The sequence below is a fragment of the Streptomyces violaceus genome, assembly GCF_036014075.1.
GTDB classification, from domain to species: domain Bacteria; phylum Actinomycetota; class Actinomycetes; order Streptomycetales; family Streptomycetaceae; genus Streptomyces; species Streptomyces violaceus.
Genome location: NZ_CP107911.1, coordinates 3506879 through 3525609 on the forward strand (window position 1 = coordinate 3506879; position 18731 = coordinate 3525609).

The following is an 18731-nucleotide window of genomic DNA, read 5'->3' on the forward strand; positions in this document are numbered from 1 at the left end:
GCCGGACGAACCCGTTCTCACCCCAGTGCCACCACAGGCACCGGATTGCTCCCGCTCCACGAGCCGTTGAACCCGAACGTCACCGAACCGCCCTCTGGCACCGACCCGTTGTACGAGGCGTTCACGCAGCTGACCGCCGCGCCCGACTGCGTGCAACTCGCGTTCCAGGCCTGCGTGATCCGCTGCCCGGCGCCGAAGGTCCAGCTCGCCTTCCAGGACGACAGCGCGGCCCCCGAGCAGGCGATCCGCACCTGGCCCGTGTAGCCCGTGCTCCACTGGCTGGTGACGCTGTACGTCGCCGTGCACGCGCCCGTCGGGGGCGGGGTCGTCGTGCCGCCGAGCGCCTCCGCGATCGCGTGGTATGCCGGTTTCGGGCTGTAGTTCTCGTCGTACGGCGTCGCCGCGCCCTGGCCGGGGAAGGTGTCCGGGATCCAGGAGTCGGAGTCGGTGAAGCCCCAGGCCGTGGCGCCGACGCAACGCGCGACCGCCACGCAGGCGTTCATGACCGCCTTGTAGTCGGCGGCCTGCTGGGTCAGCTTCGTCTCGGTCGCCGGCAGCTGCATCCGGATGTCCAGCTCCGTGATCGCCACGTCGACGCCCAGATCGGCGAAGCGCTGGATGTTCTGCCGCAGCGTCGAGGGCACCTGGCCGACGATGAGATGGGCCTGCAGCCCGACCCCGTCGATCGGAACCCCGCGCTCCTTCAACGACTTGACCAGGTTGTACAGGGCGGTGCTCTTCGCGTTGACGCCCTCCACGTTGTAGTCGTTGATGTACAGCTTGGTGCCCGGGTCGGCGGCCCGGGCCCAGGTCAGGGCCTGGGCGATGTAGTCCTGGCCGAGGGTGTCGTGGAAGAGGGTCGGGCGGTAGGTGCCGTCCTCGTTGAACGGCTCGTTCACCACGTCCCAGGCGGCGAGTCTTCCCTTGTAGCGGCCGACCTCGGTGGCGATGTGGTCCTGGACGATCGCGCTGAGCTGGTCCCGGGTCCAGCTGCCGTTCGTCAGCCAGCCCGGGTTCTGCTGGTGCCAGAGCAGGGTGTGGCCGCGCACCTGCTGGCCGTGGGCCTCGGCGGAATCGACGATCCGGTCGGCCTCGGCCCAGTCGTGGTTGCCCCGGCTCGGCTCGACGGAGCCCCACTTCATGGCGTTGCCGGGGGTGAGCGAGTTGAACTCGCGTCCGGCGATCTCGCCGTAGGTGCCGGTGAGCTTGGAGCCGGTGACCGCCGTGCCGATGACCTTGCCCTTGGCGTCGGCGAGGTCGCGCAGCGGGGTGTCGGCGGCCTGCGCCGCGGGAGCCGCGACCAGCAGGGAACCGGCCGTCACGACGCCGGCCAGCAGGGATGCGAAAAAGCCCGATCTCAGCGGTCTCAGCGCTCTCATTGCGCGTGCCTCCGAAAGTTTCGGTGGTGCAACCGATTGACTTCGGAGGAGTGTGGAGACGCCCGCCCCACCCGTCAATACGTCAACTTCCGGCCACGGGCGCCCCCGTACTGCTGCGCACCACCAGGCTCGTCGCCAGCTCGACCCGGGTCGCCGCCGGGGTGCCCTCCTCACGGCCGAGGTCGAGGACCAGCTTGGCCGCCGCCTCGGCCATCTCCGTCAGCGGCTGCCGTACGGTCGTCAGCGGCGGCCCGACCAGGGGCGCCACCGGCAGGTCGTCGAACCCGACCACGCTCAGGTCCTCGGGGATGCGCAGCCCGAGCTCACGCGCGGCCTCGTACAGCCCGAGCGCCTGCAGGTCGTTCCCGGCGAAGACGGCGGTCGGCCGGTCCGGGCGGCGCAGCAGTTCCAGGCCCCGCCGGTAGCCGGCCTCGTGATGGAAGTCGCCGTCCACGATCAGGGTGGGGTCCACCGGCAGCCCGGCCGTCTCCAGCGCGGCCCGGTAGCCGTCGATCCGGGCGCGGCTGCACATCATCTGCGAGGGCCCGGTGATCGCGCCGATCCTGCGGTGCCCCAGCTCGACCAGGTGCCGGGTGGCCGCGAGACCGCCCTGCCAGTTGGTCGCGCCGATCGACGGCACGTCGGCGCCCGGGTCACCGGCCGGGTCCATCACCACGAACGGGATGGAGCGGCTGGTCAGCAGCGCCCGCTGCGACGCGTCGAGCCCGGACAGCACGAGGACGACGCCGTGCGGGCGGCGCGCGGCGACCTGGTCGGCCCAGGTCCGCCCGGGGGTGAGCCGCCCCGCGCTCTCCGACAGCACCACGCTCAGCCCGGCGTCCCGGGCCACGTTCTCCACGCCCCGGATGACCTCCATCGCCCAGGCACTCTCCAGCTCGTGGAAGACCAGGTCGATCAGGGGCGAGCGGGTCGCCTCGGCGCGGCGGCGCCGGTAGCCGTGGGCCCGCAGCAGGTCCTCGACGCGGGCCCGGGTAGAGGGGGCGACATCGGCCCGGCCGTTCAGGACCTTCGAAACAGTCGGCGCCGACACACCGGCCTCGCGGGCGATCTCGGCGAGCGTCGCCGTCTGCGCGGTGCGCCCCTGCGTCCGGTTTTGCGTCCGGGTTTGCGGCCGGCTTTCAGCGGGCTCCGGGGAAGTCATGGCGGCGATCGTAACCCTGCGGGCCCCCTTGACGAAGTCCTCGCGGCACCATAGGTTCCCGGAACATTCGGAGTGCACAGCGAAACATTCGTAGATACGTTCGTGAGAAACGCTCGTCAGCACCGTTCGTGAGAGGGCCGTCCGTCCACCCGACAGGAGCTTCATGACCACCGCGCCCTGGCGTGACCACGCCCTGCCCGCCGCCGCCCGCGTCGACGACCTGCTCTCCCGGATGACCCTGGAGGAGAAGACCGCCCAGCTGTACGGCGTGTGGGTGGGCGCCTCGACGGACGGCGACGGAGTCGCTCCGCACCAGCACGACATGAGCGTGGACCATGACTGGGACGAGCTGATCACGCGCGGCCTGGGCCAGCTCACCCGCTCCTTCGGCACCGCCCCCGTAGACCCGGCGCTCGGCGCGCAGGCACTGGCCCGCGCCCAGCGCCGTATCACCGAGGCCGGCCGCTTCGGCATCCCGGCGATCGCGCACGAGGAGTGCCTGGCCGGCTTCACCGCCTGGCAGGCCACGGCCTATCCGGTCCCGCTGGCCTGGGGCGCGACCTGGGATCCCCCGGTGGTCGAGGAGATGGCCCGCCGGATCGGCGACGACCTGCGCTCGGCCGGGGTCCACCAGGGCCTCGCGCCCGTGCTGGACGTCGTACGCGATCCGCGCTGGGGCCGGGTGGAGGAGACGATCGGCGAGGATCCGTACCTGGTCGGAACGGTCGGCTCCGCCTATGTGAAGGGTCTGGAGTCGGCCGGGGTCGTCGCCACGCTCAAGCACTTCGCCGGGTACGCCTCCTCGGCGGGCGCCCGCAATCTGGCACCGGTACGGGCCGGCGTCCGCGAGTTCGCGGACGTCACGCTCCCGCCCTTCGAGATGGCGCTGCGCGAGGGCGGGGCGCGCTCGGTGATGGCCGCGTACACCGAGCGGGACGGCGTCCCGGCCTCGGCGGACCCCGAGCTGCTGACCGGGCTCCTGCGCGAGGAGTGGGGCTTCACCGGCACGGTCGTCGCCGACTACTTCGGCATCGGCTTCCTCCAGACCCTGCACCGCGTCGCCGGCACCCCGGCCGAGGCGGCCCACGCGGCCCTCACCGCCGGCATCGACGTCGAACTGCCGACCCTCAAGTGCTACGGCGATCCGCTGCCGGCCGCCGTCCGGTCGGGCCAGGTCCCCGAGGACCTCGTGGACCGCGCGGCCCGCCGCGTCCTGCTCCAGAAGTGCGAACTGGGCCTGCTGGACGAGGACTGGACCCCCGAGCCGGCCGCCGCGGTGAACCTGGATTCGACGGGCAACCGCATCCTGGCCCGCCGCCTGGCCGAGGAGTCGGTGGTCCTGCTCGACAACCCCGACGGCCTGCTCCCGCTGGCCCCCGACACCCGGATCGCGGTGGTCGGCCCCCGGGCCGCCGACGCCCTGGCCATGCTGGGCTGTTACTCCTTCCCGTCCCACGTCCTCACCCACCACCCCGACGTGCCGGCCGGCATCGAGATCCCGACCGCCCTCGACGCCCTGCGCACCGAAATCCCCGACGCCAAGGTGACGTTCGCGCAGGGCTGCGACGTGACGGACCCGGACACCGCGGGCTTCGAGGAGGCCGTCGCCCGCACCGCCGAGGCGGACGTGTGCGTGGCGGTCCTCGGCGACCGGGCGGGCCTGTTCGGCCGGGGCACCTCGGGCGAGGGCTGCGACGCGACGGACCTCGGCCTGCCGGGCGCCCAGGGCGAGTTGCTGGACTCGCTGATCGCCACCGGCGTGCCCGTGGTCCTGGTCCTGCTGACCGGCCGGCCGTACGCCCTCGGCCGCTGGCACGGACGTCTGGGAGCCGTCGTCCAGGCCTTCTTCCCGGGGGAGGAGGGCGGCCCGGCGGTCGCGGGCGTGCTGTCGGGCCGCGTGAACCCGTCGGGCCGTCTCCCGGTGAGCGTCCCGCAGGTCCCCGGCGGCCAGCCCTGGACGTATCTCCAGCCGCCCCTGGGTCTCGCGGGCGAGGTCAGCAACCTCGACCCGACCCCGCTGTACGCCTTCGGCCACGGCCGCTCGTACACGACGTTCGCCTGGGAGGACGGCACGGGCGGCGAGGAGCCGGCCGAGACCGGCACGGACGGCTCGTACGACGTGTCGGTGACCGTCCGCAACACGGGCGAGCGCGAGGGCGCGGAAGTGGTGCAGCTGTATCTGCACGACCCGGTGGCGTCCGTGACCCGCCCCGACATGCGGCTGATCGGCTATCAGCGGGTGGCGGCGGCCCCGGGCGAGGCGGCCCGGGTGACGTTCCGCTTCCACGCGGACCTCTCGTCCTTCACCGACCGCGCGGGCCGGCGGGTGGTCGAGCCGGGCGCCCTGGAACTGAGGCTGGCGGCATCGAGCGCGGACGTACGGCACACCGCGCGCCTCACCCTGACGGGCCCGGTCCGGGTGCTCGGCACCGACCGGCGGCTGCGCTGCGAGACGGAGGTCAGCGGCGTGGAGTGACCGGCCCGCTCAGTCCACGCCCACCGACTCGAACCGCCACCGGTGCACCGCCCGGGTCACCAGCTCCCCGTCCGGCTCCGGCAGTTCCGGCAGCTCGGCGTCGTACGGGGCGTCCCACCAGGTGAGGACGAGGACCCGGTCCTGGGGAGCGCGCAGAGTCTCCCGGCGCAGCGGCTCACGGGGCAGCTTCTGGGCGCGTGCCCAGGCCAGCAGCTCCTCGCCCCGCCCGGGCACGGCCCGCGCTTCCCACATCAGAGCGACCGTCACGGGTAGAGGTTCTCCTTGCTGACCTCGTGCACATGGTCGTGGCCGTGCTGGTCGCCCGGCACATGAGGCTCCGTCACCGGCAGCGAGGAGTCGGCCGGCAGGTCCCAGCTCGACGCGGCCCGGTTCCGGGCCACCATCTCGGCACCGAGCGCGGCGACCATCGCCCCGTTGTCCGTGCACAGCTTGGGCCGCGGCACCCGCAGCCGGATCCCGGCCGCCTCGCAGCGCTCCTGGGCCAGGGCGCGCAGCCGGGAGTTGGCGGCGACACCACCGCCGATCATCAGGTGGCCGACGCCCTCGTCCTTGCAGGCCCGGACGGCCTTGCGGGTCAGCACGTCCACGACCGCCTCCTGGAAGGAGGCCGAGACGTCCCGCACCGGGACCTCCTCCCCCACCGCCCGCTTGGCCTCGATCCAGCGGGCCACGGCCGTCTTCAGCCCCGAGAAGGAGAAGTCGTAGGCCGGATCGCGCGGGCCGGTCAGGCCGCGCGGGAACGCGATGGCGTTCGGGTCGCCCTCCCGCGCGTACCGGTCGATGACCGGCCCGCCCGGGAAGCCCAGGTTCAGCACGCGCGCGATCTTGTCGAAGGCCTCGCCTGCCGCGTCGTCGATGGTCGCGCCCATCGGGCGGACGTCGGAGGTGATGTCCGAGGACAGCAGCAGCGAGGAGTGGCCGCCGGAGACCAGCAGCGCCATGGTCGGCTCGGGCAGCGGGCCGTGCTCCAGCTGGTCCACGCAGATGTGCGAGGCGAGGTGGTTGACGCCGTACAGGGGCTTGCCGTACGCGTACGCGTACGCCTTCGCCGCCGAGACTCCGACCAGCAGGGCACCGGCGAGGCCGGGACCGGCCGTGACGGAGATGCCGTCGAGGTCGCGGGCGCTGACGCCCGCCTCCTTCAGCGCGCGGTCGATGGTGGGGACCATCGCCTCCAGGTGGGCGCGGCTCGCGACCTCCGGGACGACGCCGCCGAAGCGGGCGTGCTCGTCGACACTGGAGGCGATGGCGTCGGCCAGCAGGGTGGTGCCGCGGACGATGCCGACGCCGGTCTCGTCGCAGGAGGTCTCGATGCCGAGGACGAGCGGTTCGTCAGCCATTGATCTCGGTTCCTTGTACGGAAGTTGAAGGGTCGGTGAGTCGCATCACCAGGGCGTCCACGTTCCCGGGCTGGTAGTAGCCGCGCCGGAACCCGATGGGCTCGAAGCCGAAGCGCTCGTAGAGCTTCTGCGCGCGGACGTTGTCGACGCGGCACTCGAGCATCACCTCGGCGCACTCGAAGGCGGTCGCCGCGCGCAGCAGCTCGGCCAGCAGCAGCCCGCCGAGGCCGGTGCCCCACAGGTCACGGGCGACGGCGATGGTCTGGACGTCGGCCTGCTCACCGGTGGCGACGAGACCGGCGTACCCGGTGATCCGGGTGCCCGACTCGGCGACCACGTACCGCCGGGTCGCCTCCGGCCCGCGCGAGTGGGCCAGTTCGGACCAGAACATGCCACGCGACCAGGCGTCCTCGGGAAACAGGTCCCGCTCCAGTTGCAGCACCGGGTCGATGTCCCACCAGCGCATCTCGCGCAGCGCACACATCACGGGTTCGGTCACTTGGGGGTGACCACCTTGTAGTTCTTGGGGACCTGGGCATCCGGGCGGCGCAGATACAGCGGCCGGGGCGCGGGGAACTCCTCGCCGGCCGCCAGCTTCTCGGCGGCCAGCCGGGCGAGGGCGGCGGCGGACACGTGCTCGGGCTCGTGCGCCTTGGGGAAGGTGTCGGGGTAGAGCAGGGCGCCCGCGCCGACCGCGGGCAGGCCCTTGACCTGCGCGGCGATGTCGGCGGGCCGGTCGACGGCCGGGTCGGTGAGGCGGGTGCGGGAGTCGGCGTAGCGCGCCCAGTACACCTCCTTGCGGCGGGCGTCGGTCGCCACGACGAACGGGCCCTCGAGGTCGGCGGCGAAGGCGAGGCCGTCCAGCGTGCACACTCCGTGCACGGGGATGCCGAGCGCCAGCCCGAAGGTCTCGGCGGTCATCAGGCCGACGCGCAGCCCGGTGTACGGGCCCGGACCGATGCCGGCGACGATCCCGGTGACGGCGTCCAGCTTCAGACCGGCCTCGGCGAGCACCCGGTCGATCGCCGGCAGCAGCAGTTCCCCGTGCCGTCGCGCGTCCACCTGGCTCGACGAGGCGATGACGTCGCGGCCGTCGTGCAGCGCGACGGTGACGGCGGGTGTGGCGGTATCCAGAGCGAGCAAGAGCACGCAAACAGCCTACGGCTCTGCGGGGCCGGTGTCGGACGCCTTGCCCTCCGCCCGTCGAGCGGTCCCCGCGGCGGCACGGAGGGTGCCTGGCGTCGCGCGGTACGCAGGACGTTCGACACGGGCCCCGGCCCGGCGGAGCCGCACCTGTCGGGCCGTCACCTGCTGCTACCGTCACCTACCGTCACGGCAGGGACGTACGACGCGGAGGTGGCCGCCGGTGGCTGTCAGCAGCTCGGGAATCGTGGCCGGGCTCACCGCCGCGGCCCTCGCGACGGTCGGCTACCTGGCCTACCAGGCGTCGGCGACCGCCCCGGCCGGTACGGGCAGGCCGCAGGCGGGCGCCTCACCGAAGGCCGGCGCCTCGAAAGCGCCCCGGACCAAGAAGGACCCTTCCGCGCTGCCCGGCGGCTCCGGCCAGGGCGCCAGGGTCGTGTACTCCCTGAGCGGCGACCGGGTGTGGCTGGTCGGCACGGACGAGGTGGTCACGCGCACCTTCGAGGTCGACCCGAGCGCGGTGGATCCGGCCCCGGGCAGCTACTCGGTGACATCCCGCTCGAACGCGATCACCGGCTCCGACGGCATCCCCGTCGAGCACGTCGTGCGCTTCACCAGCGTGGACGGCGTGGTCATCGGCTTCAGCGCGGCCGTGCCCGGCTCGACCGCCACCCCCGACCCGAAGGTCCGCACGGGCGGCATCCGCGAGTCACGCGTGAACGGCGACGCGATGTGGACGTTCGCGACGATCGGCCGCAAAGTCGTCGTGGTCCGCTAGTGCGGTGACCGCGCAGGACACGACATAGCGATGTGACCTTCGTCGCGACAGCGAGGTCTCGGCGCGCTCGCCGTGACCCCGTCCGGCCATGACGAGCGGAGCGGTGCATGAGTCATCGACGGAGGTCATGGCGCTGTGGCCGGAAGTGACCGGCAGGAACACTGCACCCGTACGGAACCAATATCTGTATCCGTGAGGTGAGAAATAGCTGCGGTCCGCTTCGAGTATTCCTCGACCGCAGAGCGGATGGGAATTAGCGACCGCACAGGGACCATCACACCGTGCTAATGTCGATCTCAGTTGCAGGTGTGGTTGCCAGAAGGTTCATTTTCCGACGGTTAATCAGCACGGCGACGCGGAATCCGCACAGGGCGAATTCCGAACATCGTCTCCGAAGGAGAAATGACATGGCTACTGGCACCGTGAAGTGGTTCAACGCGGAAAAGGGCTTCGGCTTCATCGAGCAGGACGGCGGCGGCGCCGACGTCTTCGCCCACTACTCGAACATCGCCGCCCAGGGCTTCCGCGAGCTCCAGGAAGGCCAGAAGGTGTCGTTCGACATCGCGCAGGGCCAGAAGGGCCCGACGGCCGAGAACATCGTTACCGCCTGACACCGGCGACAACGCATACTTCGCAGCTGGGGCCCGCACCTTGGGGTGCGGGCCCCAGCTCGCCGCATTTCAGGGCGCGTGACGGTAAGACCCCATCGCATCAGCGAACGATGACGCGTTCACCGTCGATCCGACTCACCGCCCATCATCTCAGGCTCGTTCTCGCGATTCTCTGCGCCGTTCATTTTGCTGCGGAAATTCCTTGCTACGTGCCTACGTGCCCACATCGAGGAAGGTTCCGCTTGAACCGCGCACGCACCGACCGCACGACCCGTTCGACCCGCACTTACGACCGCTCCCGGGGTGCTGCCGCCCAGCGCTCGGGGGCGCCGCGGCGTTCCAACGGCTACGAGCGTCGACCGGCCGCACGCCAGGGCGAGTTCGCGCTGCCGAAGACGATCACGCCCGCGCTGCCCGCCGTCGAGTCGTTCGCCGACCTCGCCCTGCCGGCGCCGTTGCTGGCCGCGCTCGGCCACGAGGGAGTGACCGTACCGTTCCCCATCCAGGGGGCAACCCTGCCGAACTCCCTCGCCGGACGTGACGTGCTCGGCCGCGGCCGTACCGGGTCGGGCAAGACCCTCGCCTTCGGCCTCGCGGCACTGGCCCGTACAGCGGGCCGGCGCGCGGTGTCACGGCAGCCGCTCGCCCTGGTCCTCGTCCCCACCCGCGAGCTGGCCCAGCAGGTGACCGACGCGCTCACCCCGTACGCCCGTTCCGTGCGGCTGCGGCTGGCGACCGTGGTCGGCGGGATGTCCATCGGCAGGCAGGTGGGTGCGCTGCGGACCGGGGCGGAGATCGTCGTCGCGACGCCCGGGCGGCTCAAGGACCTCATCGACCGGGGTGACTGCCGGCTGGACGATGTCGACATCACCGTCCTCGACGAGGCCGACCAGATGGCCGACATGGGCTTCATGCCCCAGGTCACCGCCCTGCTCGACCAGGTGCGCCCCGGAGGGCAGCGGATGCTCTTCTCGGCCACCCTGGACCGCAACGTCGACCTGCTGGTCCGCCGCTACCTGACGGACCCGGTGGTCCACTCCGTCGACCCGTCCGCGGGCGCTGTCACCACGATGGAGCACCATGTGCTCCACGTACACGAAGCGGACAAGTTCCGGACGACCACCGAGATCGCGGCGCGAGACGGCCGGGTGATCATGTTCCTGGACACCAAGCACGCCGTGGACCGGCTGACCGAGCATCTGCTGAACAGCGGCGTCCGCGCCGCGGCGCTGCACGGTGGCAAGTCCCAGCCCCAGCGCACCCGGACCCTGGCCCAGTTCAAGACCGGGCATGTGACGGTGCTGGTGGCGACCAACGTCGCGGCGCGTGGCATCCACGTCGACAACCTCGACCTGGTCGTCAACGTGGATCCGCCGAGCGACCACAAGGACTACCTGCACCGCGGCGGCCGTACCGCCCGCGCCGGCGAGTCCGGCAGCGTCGTCACCCTCGTGACCCCCGGCCAGCGCCGCGGCATGAGCCGGCTGATGGTTTCGGCCGGCGTCGCTCCGCAGATCACCTCCGTACGGTCCGGTGAGGCTGAGCTGACTCGCATCACAGGCGCCCAGGCCCCTTCCGGTGTGCCCGTCGTCATCAAGCCGGCGGCCGTGCCCCGTCCCCGCCGCGCCGCGTCTTCCGCGGCTCCCTCGCCCCGAGGCCGCCGCGACCGCGCCGACCAGGGACGCTCCACCGGACAAGCGGGGCGGCGGCGCAGGGCACAGCGGCCCGCCTTCGACCCGGCGGCCTAGATCGCGTCGATCAAGAGCTCACCCATCTCCGAGGAGGCAGCTTTGACACCGGTTCAGGCACGGCGGCACGAGGCGGATCGCTCCCCCACGGCCCTGGCCGACGACATGGCCGCGTCCGGCCCCCGGGTCCGGGACGACATGACGGTGGAGGTCGCGCTGTCCGTCATGGCCGGCGCCCGGGTCGACTACCTCCTCCTGTGCGACGGGGACGACCAGTGCACGGGCTCGGTCACCCGGGCCGAACTCGCCGTTCACCGCGGCAGCGCCACGTACACGGACCGGATCCGTCTACGGGACGTCGTCCTCGCCCTCTGATCCGCCTCGGGCCGATCAGCCCGTTCTCCTTCTCCCCGTGGGGGCATCATGCGCTGTGTCATCGCCCGGTACCCGTTCGACCTGACCAAGAGCGGAGTGCTGGCCTCGATGAAGGGCGTCACGCCCGAGCTCGTCACGGCTGAGTCCGTGGCCATCGGCCGCCGCCGCTACCCCGTCAAGCAGGTCGGTGAGGTCATCACCCGGCAGGACCGCCGCGACTTCACCAGCGGCGAGGTCGTCCGGGCCATGACCCGTCTCGGCTTCACCTGCCACGACCACATCAAGACCGTGGCCGCGCAGGTCCCCACTCCGCTCCAGACGGCGTCGGCACTGCTCGGCGCCCCGTCCCTGGACGGATGAGGAAGGGCGGGTAACCGCCACCAAGATCCCGATGAGGGCCCTGCCGACGCGCGTCGGCAGGGCCCTCATCGCTGTCTCGCCACCCGTCGGCCGCAGGCTATCTGCGCCCCCAGAGAGCTGAAATCTACTCTTGCCAGAGTAGACATTGAGCTTTGGCTCAGTTAGCATTTTTCTCGTAGACGAGGTCAAGCGAACCCGGCAGACACGAACTGCCGGGTGCAGTACTCGAGTAGTTCCGCAGTACCAGTTCGCCCAGTGGTTGGTTCAGAGGAAGGACGGAGGAGCAGACGCCATCAGGATCGCCCGGCCCGAGGAGCACTCGGCCCGGGTACCGCAAGACCCCGGATTGGAAGGTGGTCCCCGGTCACGCACCGCGATCCCCGCACCCCCCTGTTTCAGGGCCGGTAGCGGAAAACAGAAGGTCGGCACAGCATGAGGGCCGACAGATGGTGTTGAATTTCCTTCGGGGCCCTGGTGCCGTACGGCACCAGGGCCCCTCGACGCGTTGCACATCGAGGTGACATGACAGCAGATACCCCACTCAGTAATCGTCTGGACGACGACGACTACCCCGCGTACACGATGGGACGGGCCGCCGAGATGCTCGGCGCCACCCCGGCCTTCCTCCGAGCCCTCGGTGAGGCCCGGCTGATCACCCCGTTGCGCTCGGAGGGCGGACACCGCCGGTACTCCCGCTACCAACTGCGGATCGCGGCGCGCGCCCGCGAGCTCGTCGACCGAGGCACCCCGATCGACGCCGCTTGCCGCATCGTCATCCTCGAGGACCAGCTCGAGGAAGCTCAGCGCATCAACGCCGAGTACCGCCGCCGTGCCGAACACGAAGTATCCGACAGTTCCGCTGCCGATTCCGGCTGAGCGCCCCGCCTGGGACAGCAGGTCGCGCGCCGCGTGTCAGCGTCCCGCGAGCCCCTGGCGACATCCGCGCCCTCCACGCGCACCGCGTGGCCGCGGCCGCCAGAGCGACCGCTCCCTTGCAGACCGTCGTAGACCGTCGGTTCAGCCCATGGCCTGGCCGTGGCGAGGGGCCGACCAGCACAGGCCTGGCCCCCTATGCCGCTTCCCGGCGTTCCGGGGCCCGCTCCGAGAAGTCCGGGTCGGGAGCGCGCGGGGGCGTGGAGATCAGGGCCGCCGCCTCGCCGGCCGCCAGCAGGTCACGCATGGACACCCCGGCGACCGCGAACGACTGCGGCTGCCCCTTGCTCTCTGTAGCCGACATGGACGCCTCCCGAAGGGCCGGGGCAACGAAGTTAGGTAGACCTAACTACGGACTGGATACCATGTGACCACGCACAAGACGCCGAACGCAACATCTTGCCGACGTCTTGTCGGAACGTTCATCAAAAGACCGCACACCGCGACTTACGCGGCGAGCACGCTCAGGTCGGCCGACGCCCAGCGTTCGCCCACACCGGTGATCGTCATCTGCCGGACCTCGTCGGTCGTGTCGCCCACCGCGCGGTGGATGACGACCTGGAGCCGGTCCTCGGTCAGCTCCTCCACCTTGCCCTCGCCCCACTCCACGACCATCACGGACTCGGGCAGCGAGACATCGAGGTCGAGGTCCTCCATCTCGTCGAGACCGCCGGAGAGCCGGTAGGCGTCGACGTGGACCAGCGGCGGCCCCTCGCCCAGCGAGGGATGCACCCGGGCGATCACGAAGGTCGGCGAGGTGACGGCCCCGCGTACACCGAGGCCCTCCCCCAGCCCCCGGGTCAGGGTCGTCTTGCCCGCCCCGAGCTCTCCGCTGAGCATCACCAGGTCACCCGCGCGCAGCAGTTTCGCGAGCCGGCGGCCCAGCTCCCGCATCTGCTCGGGGGACGTGACGACGATCTGGACGGAACCGGGCTCAGCCGGGCTGTGCGGTGCTGGTGCTTCCATAGCCCTTCACGGTAGCCCCTGCGGGCACGGCACCCGTGCGGGTGAGCAGGTCGGCGAGGCGGTCGGTGACCACTTCCGGGTGTTCCAGCATCACCAGGTGCCCCGCGTCCGGCACCAGCACCAGCTCGGCGTCCGGCAGCAGATCGGCGATGGCCTCGCTGTGCTCACTGGGCGTGACCAGATCCTGCACCCCGGCCAGGACGAGGACCGGCATGTCGGCGAAGCACCCGAGCGCCTCGGTCTTGTCGTGGTCGTTGAACGCCGGGTAGTACTCGGCGACCACGTCGATCGGCGTGCCCTCGATCATCCGCTCGGCGAACCGGGCGACGGCCGGATCGACGTCCCGGGAGGCGAAGGAGTACCGCTTGATGATCCCGGCGAACAGGTCCGCGGTGGCCCGGCGCCCCTTCTCCACCAGGTCGGCCCGCTGCCCCAGCGCCTTCAGCACGCCGGGCAGCACCCGCCGCACCGCGTTGACCCCGGCGACCGGAAGCCCGTAGTTGACCTCGCCGAGCCGCCCCGACGACGTCCCCACGAAGGCGACCCCGACGACCCGCTCGCTGATCAGCTCGGGGTACTGGTCGGCCAGCGCCATCACCGTCATGCCGCCCATCGAGTGACCGACCAGCACGATCGGGCCCTCGGGGGCGGCCGCGTCGATGACGGCCTTGAGGTCGCGGCCCAACTGCTCGATGGTGACCGGCTCGTCGCCCCGCCCCTGCGCCACGCCCCGCGCGGACCGGCCGTGGCTGCGCTGGTCCCAGTGCACGGTCCGTACGACGCCGCGCAGTGCGGCCCGCTGGAAGTGCCAGGAGTCCTGGCTGAGGCAGTAGCCGTGGCTGAAGACGACGGTGACGGGAGCGGGTGCCTTGCGGCCGAAGAGCCGCCGGCGGCGCGGGCCGATGGCGGCGGGCGCGGCCTCCGGGTCGATGTCGTCGACCTCGTAGTACAGCTCCGTACCGTCGTCGCCGAACGCCTTGCCGGGCATGCCGCGCAGCGAGCCGTAGGGTCCCGCCGAGTCCAGGGCGAGCCGGGCCTTCTGGCGCATGCCCCGGCCGACCGTCATCCGCTCCAGGGCGACACCGGCGGCCGCGCCCGCGGCCACCACGCCTATCGCGACGCCGGCGATGCCGGTCGCCCGGCGCCAGCCTCCCGCCGCCCCCGCGGCGGAGGCCGCGACGGCCGCGGAGGCGGCGTTCGCGACGGCCTCCGCACTGCTCTCGCTCACGTACCGCTCCTCTTCACCGGGGTGCTGATCAGGTTCGTTGTCATGGACGGTCGGGTGGTGCCATTGGTGCTGGTGTTGCCAGGGTGCCTGTTGTTCCTCGCGTGATGGGCTCCCTGTGCGAGTTACCCGTCCTGTTCCTCATTCACATAGACGCGAGGAACACGCGTTCCGATCCGTGTCACGATCTCGTAGGCGATGGTTCCGGCCGCCTGGGCCCAGTCCTCGGCGGTGGGCTCACCGCGGTCCCCGGGCCCGAAGAGCACCGCCTCGGCGCCCGCCGCGGGCTCGTCGCCGCCCAGATCCACCACGAACTGGTCCATGGCGACCCGTCCCGCGATCGTGCGCCACTTGCCCTCGACCAGGACCGGCCCGGCCGAGGAGGCGTGCCGCGGGATACCGTCCGCGTAGCCCAGCGGGACGAGGCCGAGAGTGGTCTCCCCGGGGGTCACGTACCGGTGGCCGTAGCTGACCCCGTGGCCGCCCGGTACGTGCTTGACCAGGGCGAGCGAGGCGGACAGCGTCATCACCGGCCGCAGTCCGAAGTCGGCCGGGGTGCCGAGCTCGGGGCTGGGCGAGATGCCGTACGTGGCGATGCCGGTGCGGACCAGGTCGAAGTGGCTCTCGGGGAGGGTGAGCGTGGCCGGCGAGTTGGCGATGTGCCGGACCTCGGGCCGGGCGCCCCGCTCCTCGGCGTACGCGACCATCTCCCGGAAGAGGCCGAGCTGGGCGGCGATGGAGGGGTGGCCGGGCTCGTCGGCACAGGCGAGGTGCGACCACAGCCCCGTGACGCGCAGGAGGCCCTCGGCCTCGGCGCGCAGGGCCGCGCGGACGAGTCCGGCCCAGTCGTCGCCGGGCTGGCAGCCGTTGCGCCCGAGCCCGGTGTCGGCCTTGAGCTGCACGCGAGCGGGCCGGTCGGCTCCCCTGGCCGCCTCGCCGACCTCCTCCAGGGCCCACATCGCGCTGACGGACACGTCGAGGTCGGCCTCGATGGCCTCGCGCCAGGGCCCGCCGGGCGTCCACAGCCAGCACATGATGCGGCCCGGCAGACCGGCGGCCCGCAGGGCGAGGGCCTCCTCGGGCGTGGCGGTGCCCAGCCAGTCCGCCCCCGCGGCGACGGCGGCGCGGGCACACGGCACAGCCCCGTGGCCGTACGCCTCGGACTTCACCACGGCCATCAGGGCCGCGCCCGGCGCGTGGGCGCGCAGGGCCCGCACATTGGCCCGCAGGGCGGCCAGATCGATCTCGGCGCGGGCCCGCAGGGGCGCGGTCCGCGGGGCTGTTCTCTCGCTCATCGCGCCCAGTGTCTCAGAGCGGCCCGGCACTCCCGGGGCAGCGGCCCCGCGATGTCAGCCCGTCCGGCGCTCGAGGACGAGGCCGTCCGGGCCGAAGCGGGGGCAACTCCCCCACCCGCGCCCACTCCCTCAGCCGAGGACATTCCGCCACGCCACCGGAACGGCATCGGCCACATCATGCGCCCCCACCGGCGCCCCGTCCGCCGCCAGCCTCCCGGCGAGCCCATGCACATACGCCCCCGCGCTCCCCGCGTCCACCGCGGTCAGCCCCGCCGCCAGCAACGACCCCGCCAGCCCGGACAGCACGTCCCCGCTCCCCGCCGTGGCCAGCCAGGACGTCCCCGTCGGATTCACCCGCACCGCCCCGCCCCCCGAGTCGGCGACCAGCGTCGTGGACCCCTTCAGCAGCACGGTCGCACCGTACCGCCCCGCCAGTTCCCGCACCGCCGCCAACCGGGCCCCTTCGACCTCCCCCCGCTCCACGCCGAGCAGCGCCGCGGCCTCCCCGGCATGCGGCGTCATGAGCGTCGGCGCCCTCCGCCCCCGTACGACCTCCGCGTCGGCCAGCCGCAATCCGTCCGCGTCGATCAGCACCGGCACATCCGCCGCGAGCACCTCCCCCACTGTCGCCGCGTCGTCCCCGGCCCCCGGCCCGACGACCCACGCCTGCACCCGCCCGGCATGCTTCGGCCCCGTGTCCGACACCAGCGTCTCGGGAAACCGTGCGATGACGGCGTCCCCGGCCGGCCCGACGTACCGCACAGCCCCGGCCCCGCCCCGCAACGCCCCCGAGACGGCGAGTACGGCGGCGCCCGGGTAGCGCGCGGATCCGGCGGCGATCCCGACGACACCCCGCCGGTACTTGTCGCTCTCGGCCCGCGGCACCGGCAGCAGCCGCGCCACGTCCGCGTGCTGCAACGCCTCCAGCTCCGGCTCGACCGGCAGCTCGAGGCCGATGTCGACCAGCCGCACCGACCCGGCGTACTCCCGTGCCGGATCGATCAGCAGGCCCGGCTTGTGCGTCCCGAACGTCACCGTCAGATCGGCCCGGACCGCGACGCCGCGCACCTGCCCGGTGTCCACGTCGACCCCGCTCGGCAGATCGACGGCGACCACGGCGCCCCGCGACCGCCCGGCGGCGGCGGCCAGGGGCACGGCGTCCGGCCGCAGCCCGCCCTTCCCGCCGATCCCGACGATGCCGTCGAGGACGAGATCCGCCCCCTCGATCAACTCCTCGACGCCACCGCCGGCCACGGCGCCACCGGCTTCCACGACCCGTCCCCGGGCCCGCCGCAACGCCGCGAGCCCCGCCGCATGCGCACGCTCCGGCGCGAGCAGCACGGCGGTGACTCCGGCCCCGCGCCGGGCCAGCCGGGCCCCGGCGTACAGCGCGTCACCGCCGTTGTCACCGCTCCCGACCAGCAGCACGACCCGGCTGCCGTACACCCGCCCGAGCAGGTCGGCGCAGGCGGCGGCGAGTCCGGCGGCGGCGCGTTGCATCAGCGCCCCCTCCGGCAGCCGCGCCATCAGCTCCCGTTCGGCGGTCCTGACCGTCTCCACGCTGTACGCACTCCGCATGCGGTCGAGTTTCCCGTACGACCGCCCGGCCATTCCCGCACAACTCGCGCAACCGCGAACCGTCGCGCATCTCACGAACGCGAACCGTCGCGCATCTCGCGCACCCCGGCCCCATGCCGAATCCCGTCCAACTCGGCGCCGTGCCGCATCCATTGACGCTTTGCCCGCCCTTTGCCAGACTCACCGGCCGCAAGCGCAGAAAGCGCTTGCACACCCCCCACGTCCGACGAAATCGAGGCCCTCATGGGACGCAGAGCCGCATTCCTCGCCGCCGCCGGTGCCACCGCCCTCCTCACCGCCGCCGGCACCCTGACCGCTCCCGCCACCGCCGCCCCCTCGCGAGCGCTGGCCTGCGGAGACGGCTCCTACCAGGCCGAGGCCGTGCAGAACGGCGGCAACTGGACCGCCCGGCGCGGCAGCAGCACCGTCTACACCGGCACCGACATGCGCGCCGCCGTCCAGGCCGCCGTGAACAGCCTCACGTCGGGCCGGACTTCGAAGGAACGGGTCGTGGTCCGCGGCTCGGGTTCGATAGCGGCCGGCTCGCGCATCTCGCTCCCGAGCTACACCGTCCTCGACGTCTGCGGCACCATCAACGTCACCGGCAGCGGCTCGGGCGACCAGGCGCCGGTCTACTCCCGTGGCACGCGCGACATCGAGGTGCAGAACCTCAAGCTCACCGGCACCCCGCTCTACGGCATCTTCCTGCGCAACGTCCAGAACGTGGTGCTCGGCCAGATCGACATGCGCCTCTCCCGCGGCCTGGGCGTCCGCATCGACAACCGCGGCGACACCAGCCAGTGGACGCGCAACGTCCGCATCGACAACGTCTATGTCTCCGGCGCGTCCAGCCACGCCGTCGAGACCTACGGCGTCGACGGCATCACCATCGGCACGGTCACCGCCCGCAACGTGGGCGAGTCCGGCCTGCTGCTCAACCAGACCATCAACGCCAACGTCACCAAGGTCGACGCGGAGAACGCCGGTACCGGCACCGGCTACGCCGCCTTCCGCATGGCCAACCGCAACGGCCGGGTCGGCAGCGGCTACCCCACCAACATCCGCGTCGGCGAGGTCATCGCCCGGGGCGGCGGACGCGGCGTGTTCTGCGTCTCGGAGAGCGGCGGGGCGACGATCAACAAGGTGACGCTCTCCAACACCGGCAACAACTCGGTGCTGATCGAGAACTGCTACAACGTCAATCTGGCGGCCCAGAGCGGCACGATCACCGGCGGCGGCGAACTGCGCCTGGCCGCCCGCTCGGAGTTCCCGAACAACAAGGACATCACCGTCCAGAACCTGACGGTCACCAACTCGGCCCTCAGGGAAAGCCCGTGCGGCGAGAACACGACGTTCCGCAACATCACACGGGTCAACAGCAGCCAGTCGATCTGCTGACGC

General features: G+C 72.2%; 19 protein-coding genes. 8 read left to right on the forward strand and 11 right to left on the reverse strand.

The annotated features are described in order from the left end of the window. Nucleotides 1–17 precede the first annotated feature (17 nt). Nucleotides 18–1379 (reverse strand): endo-1,4-beta-xylanase, encoded by a 1362-nt coding sequence (locus OG542_RS15545; protein WP_328411484.1) that lies wholly within the window; start codon nucleotides 1377–1379, stop codon nucleotides 18–20. Between the two features lie 82 nt (nucleotides 1380–1461). Then, the gene (locus tag OG542_RS15550) at nucleotides 1462–2541 is read right to left on the reverse strand and encodes a LacI family DNA-binding transcriptional regulator (protein WP_328411486.1); all 1080 of its coding nucleotides are present in this window, start codon (nucleotides 2539–2541) and stop codon (nucleotides 1462–1464) included. A 163-nt stretch (nucleotides 2542–2704) separates the two neighbouring features. Here OG542_RS15550 and OG542_RS15555 point away from each other — a divergent pair, with 163 nt between their 5' ends. Continuing rightward, the gene (locus OG542_RS15555) at nucleotides 2705–5017 is read left to right on the forward strand and encodes a beta-xylosidase/alpha-l-arabinosidase (protein ID WP_328411488.1); all 2313 of its coding nucleotides are present in this window, start codon (nucleotides 2705–2707) and stop codon (nucleotides 5015–5017) included. Nucleotides 5018–5026: 9 nt separating this feature from the next. Here the strand turns inward: OG542_RS15555 and OG542_RS15560 are convergent, their stop codons facing one another. From OG542_RS15560 to tsaB, 4 genes are read right to left on the reverse strand one after another with little or no spacing between them, the layout of a single operon-like run. Continuing rightward, a complete protein-coding gene (locus tag OG542_RS15560) occupies nucleotides 5027–5284 on the reverse strand; it encodes a hypothetical protein (RefSeq protein ID WP_328411490.1) in 258 nt (85 codons plus the stop codon). Then, entirely contained in the window at nucleotides 5281–6378 is a 1098-nt protein-coding gene (gene tsaD, locus OG542_RS15565; RefSeq protein WP_328411492.1) for a tRNA (adenosine(37)-N6)-threonylcarbamoyltransferase complex transferase subunit TsaD, read from the reverse strand. The genes OG542_RS15560 and tsaD overlap by 4 nt, the downstream gene beginning before the upstream one ends. Further along, a complete protein-coding gene (gene rimI, locus OG542_RS15570) occupies nucleotides 6371–6862 on the reverse strand; it encodes a ribosomal protein S18-alanine N-acetyltransferase (protein WP_328417933.1) in 492 nt (163 codons plus the stop codon). Before rimI ends, tsaD begins: the two co-directional genes overlap by 8 nt. Before the next feature lie 11 nt (nucleotides 6863–6873). Beyond that, nucleotides 6874–7527 carry a tRNA (adenosine(37)-N6)-threonylcarbamoyltransferase complex dimerization subunit type 1 TsaB gene (gene tsaB, locus OG542_RS15575; RefSeq protein WP_184591381.1) on the reverse strand — a complete coding sequence of 218 codons (654 nt, stop codon included), beginning with the start codon at nucleotides 7525–7527 and terminating at the stop codon, nucleotides 6874–6876. Nucleotides 7528–7744: 217 nt separating this feature from the next. Here tsaB and OG542_RS15580 point away from each other — a divergent pair, with 217 nt between their 5' ends. The 6 genes from OG542_RS15580 to OG542_RS15605 all read left to right on the forward strand — a co-directional run bounded on the left by OG542_RS15580 (nucleotide 7745) and on the right by OG542_RS15605 (nucleotide 12209). Beyond that, a complete protein-coding gene (locus OG542_RS15580; protein WP_328411495.1) occupies nucleotides 7745–8299 on the forward strand; it encodes a hypothetical protein in 555 nt (184 codons plus the stop codon). 407 nt (nucleotides 8300–8706) lie between these two features. Further along, complete coding sequence (locus OG542_RS15585) at nucleotides 8707–8910, forward strand: cold-shock protein (RefSeq protein ID WP_018102064.1); 204 nt, start codon at nucleotides 8707–8709, stop codon at nucleotides 8908–8910. A 242-nt stretch (nucleotides 8911–9152) separates the two neighbouring features. Next, complete coding sequence (locus tag OG542_RS15590; RefSeq protein ID WP_311127317.1) at nucleotides 9153–10658, forward strand: DEAD/DEAH box helicase; 1506 nt, start codon at nucleotides 9153–9155, stop codon at nucleotides 10656–10658. A 105-nt stretch (nucleotides 10659–10763) separates the two neighbouring features. Beyond that, nucleotides 10764–10973, forward strand: coding sequence for a hypothetical protein (locus tag OG542_RS15595; RefSeq protein WP_328417935.1), 210 nt, complete (start codon nucleotides 10764–10766; stop codon nucleotides 10971–10973). A 48-nt stretch (nucleotides 10974–11021) separates the two neighbouring features. Next, nucleotides 11022–11333 carry an SCO5918 family protein gene (locus OG542_RS15600; RefSeq protein WP_311127316.1) on the forward strand — a complete coding sequence of 104 codons (312 nt, stop codon included), beginning with the start codon at nucleotides 11022–11024 and terminating at the stop codon, nucleotides 11331–11333. A 522-nt stretch (nucleotides 11334–11855) separates the two neighbouring features. Continuing rightward, nucleotides 11856–12209 carry a MerR family transcriptional regulator gene (locus OG542_RS15605; RefSeq protein WP_328411503.1) on the forward strand — a complete coding sequence of 118 codons (354 nt, stop codon included), beginning with the start codon at nucleotides 11856–11858 and terminating at the stop codon, nucleotides 12207–12209. Nucleotides 12210–12402: 193 nt separating this feature from the next. Here OG542_RS15605 and OG542_RS15610 read toward each other — a convergent pair whose 3' ends face one another. From OG542_RS15610 to OG542_RS15630, 5 genes are all read right to left on the reverse strand, one after another. Next, on the reverse strand, nucleotides 12403–12570 hold the full coding sequence (locus OG542_RS15610) for a hypothetical protein (RefSeq protein WP_328342509.1): 168 nt from the start codon (nucleotides 12568–12570) through the stop codon (nucleotides 12403–12405). A 143-nt stretch (nucleotides 12571–12713) separates the two neighbouring features. After that, nucleotides 12714–13232, reverse strand: coding sequence for a tRNA (adenosine(37)-N6)-threonylcarbamoyltransferase complex ATPase subunit type 1 TsaE (gene tsaE, locus OG542_RS15615; protein ID WP_193481547.1), 519 nt, complete (start codon nucleotides 13230–13232; stop codon nucleotides 12714–12716). Then, entirely contained in the window at nucleotides 13201–14460 is a 1260-nt protein-coding gene (locus tag OG542_RS15620; protein ID WP_311127314.1) for an alpha/beta fold hydrolase, read from the reverse strand. The genes tsaE and OG542_RS15620 overlap by 32 nt, the downstream gene beginning before the upstream one ends. 122 nt (nucleotides 14461–14582) lie before the next feature. Then, nucleotides 14583–15752 carry an alanine racemase gene (gene alr, locus OG542_RS15625; protein WP_328411505.1) on the reverse strand — a complete coding sequence of 390 codons (1170 nt, stop codon included), beginning with the start codon at nucleotides 15750–15752 and terminating at the stop codon, nucleotides 14583–14585. A 129-nt stretch (nucleotides 15753–15881) separates the two neighbouring features. Further along, entirely contained in the window at nucleotides 15882–17330 is a 1449-nt protein-coding gene (locus tag OG542_RS15630) for an NAD(P)H-hydrate dehydratase (protein WP_311127312.1), read from the reverse strand. Nucleotides 17331–17573: 243 nt separating this feature from the next. Between OG542_RS15630 and OG542_RS15635 the strand changes: the two genes are divergently transcribed. Continuing rightward, a complete protein-coding gene (locus OG542_RS15635; protein WP_311127311.1) occupies nucleotides 17574–18728 on the forward strand; it encodes a hypothetical protein in 1155 nt (384 codons plus the stop codon). Nucleotides 18729–18731 lie beyond the last annotated feature (3 nt).

Bases quoted from the DNA above. Each gene is read 5' to 3' on its own strand.
- OG542_RS15545 (WP_328411484.1), bottom strand. From the start codon at position 1,379: ATGAGAGCGCTGAGACCGCTGAGATCGGGCTTTTTCGCATCCCTGCTG.
- OG542_RS15550 (WP_328411486.1), bottom strand. From the start codon at position 2,541: ATGACTTCCCCGGAGCCCGCTGAAAGCCGGCCGCAAACCCGGACGCAA.
- OG542_RS15555 (WP_328411488.1), top strand. From the start codon at position 2,705: ATGACCACCGCGCCCTGGCGTGACCACGCCCTGCCCGCCGCCGCCCGC.
- tsaD (WP_328411492.1), bottom strand. From the start codon at position 6,378: ATGGCTGACGAACCGCTCGTCCTCGGCATCGAGACCTCCTGCGACGAG.
- rimI (WP_328417933.1), bottom strand. From the start codon at position 6,862: ATGTGTGCGCTGCGCGAGATGCGCTGGTGGGACATCGACCCGGTGCTG.
- OG542_RS15585 (WP_018102064.1), top strand. From the start codon at position 8,707: ATGGCTACTGGCACCGTGAAGTGGTTCAACGCGGAAAAGGGCTTCGGC.
- OG542_RS15595 (WP_328417935.1), top strand. From the start codon at position 10,764: ATGGCCGCGTCCGGCCCCCGGGTCCGGGACGACATGACGGTGGAGGTC.
- OG542_RS15600 (WP_311127316.1), top strand. From the start codon at position 11,022: ATGCGCTGTGTCATCGCCCGGTACCCGTTCGACCTGACCAAGAGCGGA.
- OG542_RS15605 (WP_328411503.1), top strand. From the start codon at position 11,856: ATGACAGCAGATACCCCACTCAGTAATCGTCTGGACGACGACGACTAC.
- OG542_RS15610 (WP_328342509.1), bottom strand. From the start codon at position 12,570: ATGTCGGCTACAGAGAGCAAGGGGCAGCCGCAGTCGTTCGCGGTCGCC.
- tsaE (WP_193481547.1), bottom strand. From the start codon at position 13,232: ATGGAAGCACCAGCACCGCACAGCCCGGCTGAGCCCGGTTCCGTCCAG.
- alr (WP_328411505.1), bottom strand. From the start codon at position 15,752: ATGAGCGAGAGAACAGCCCCGCGGACCGCGCCCCTGCGGGCCCGCGCC.
- OG542_RS15630 (WP_311127312.1), bottom strand. From the start codon at position 17,330: ATGCGGAGTGCGTACAGCGTGGAGACGGTCAGGACCGCCGAACGGGAG.
- OG542_RS15635 (WP_311127311.1), top strand. From the start codon at position 17,574: ATGGGACGCAGAGCCGCATTCCTCGCCGCCGCCGGTGCCACCGCCCTC.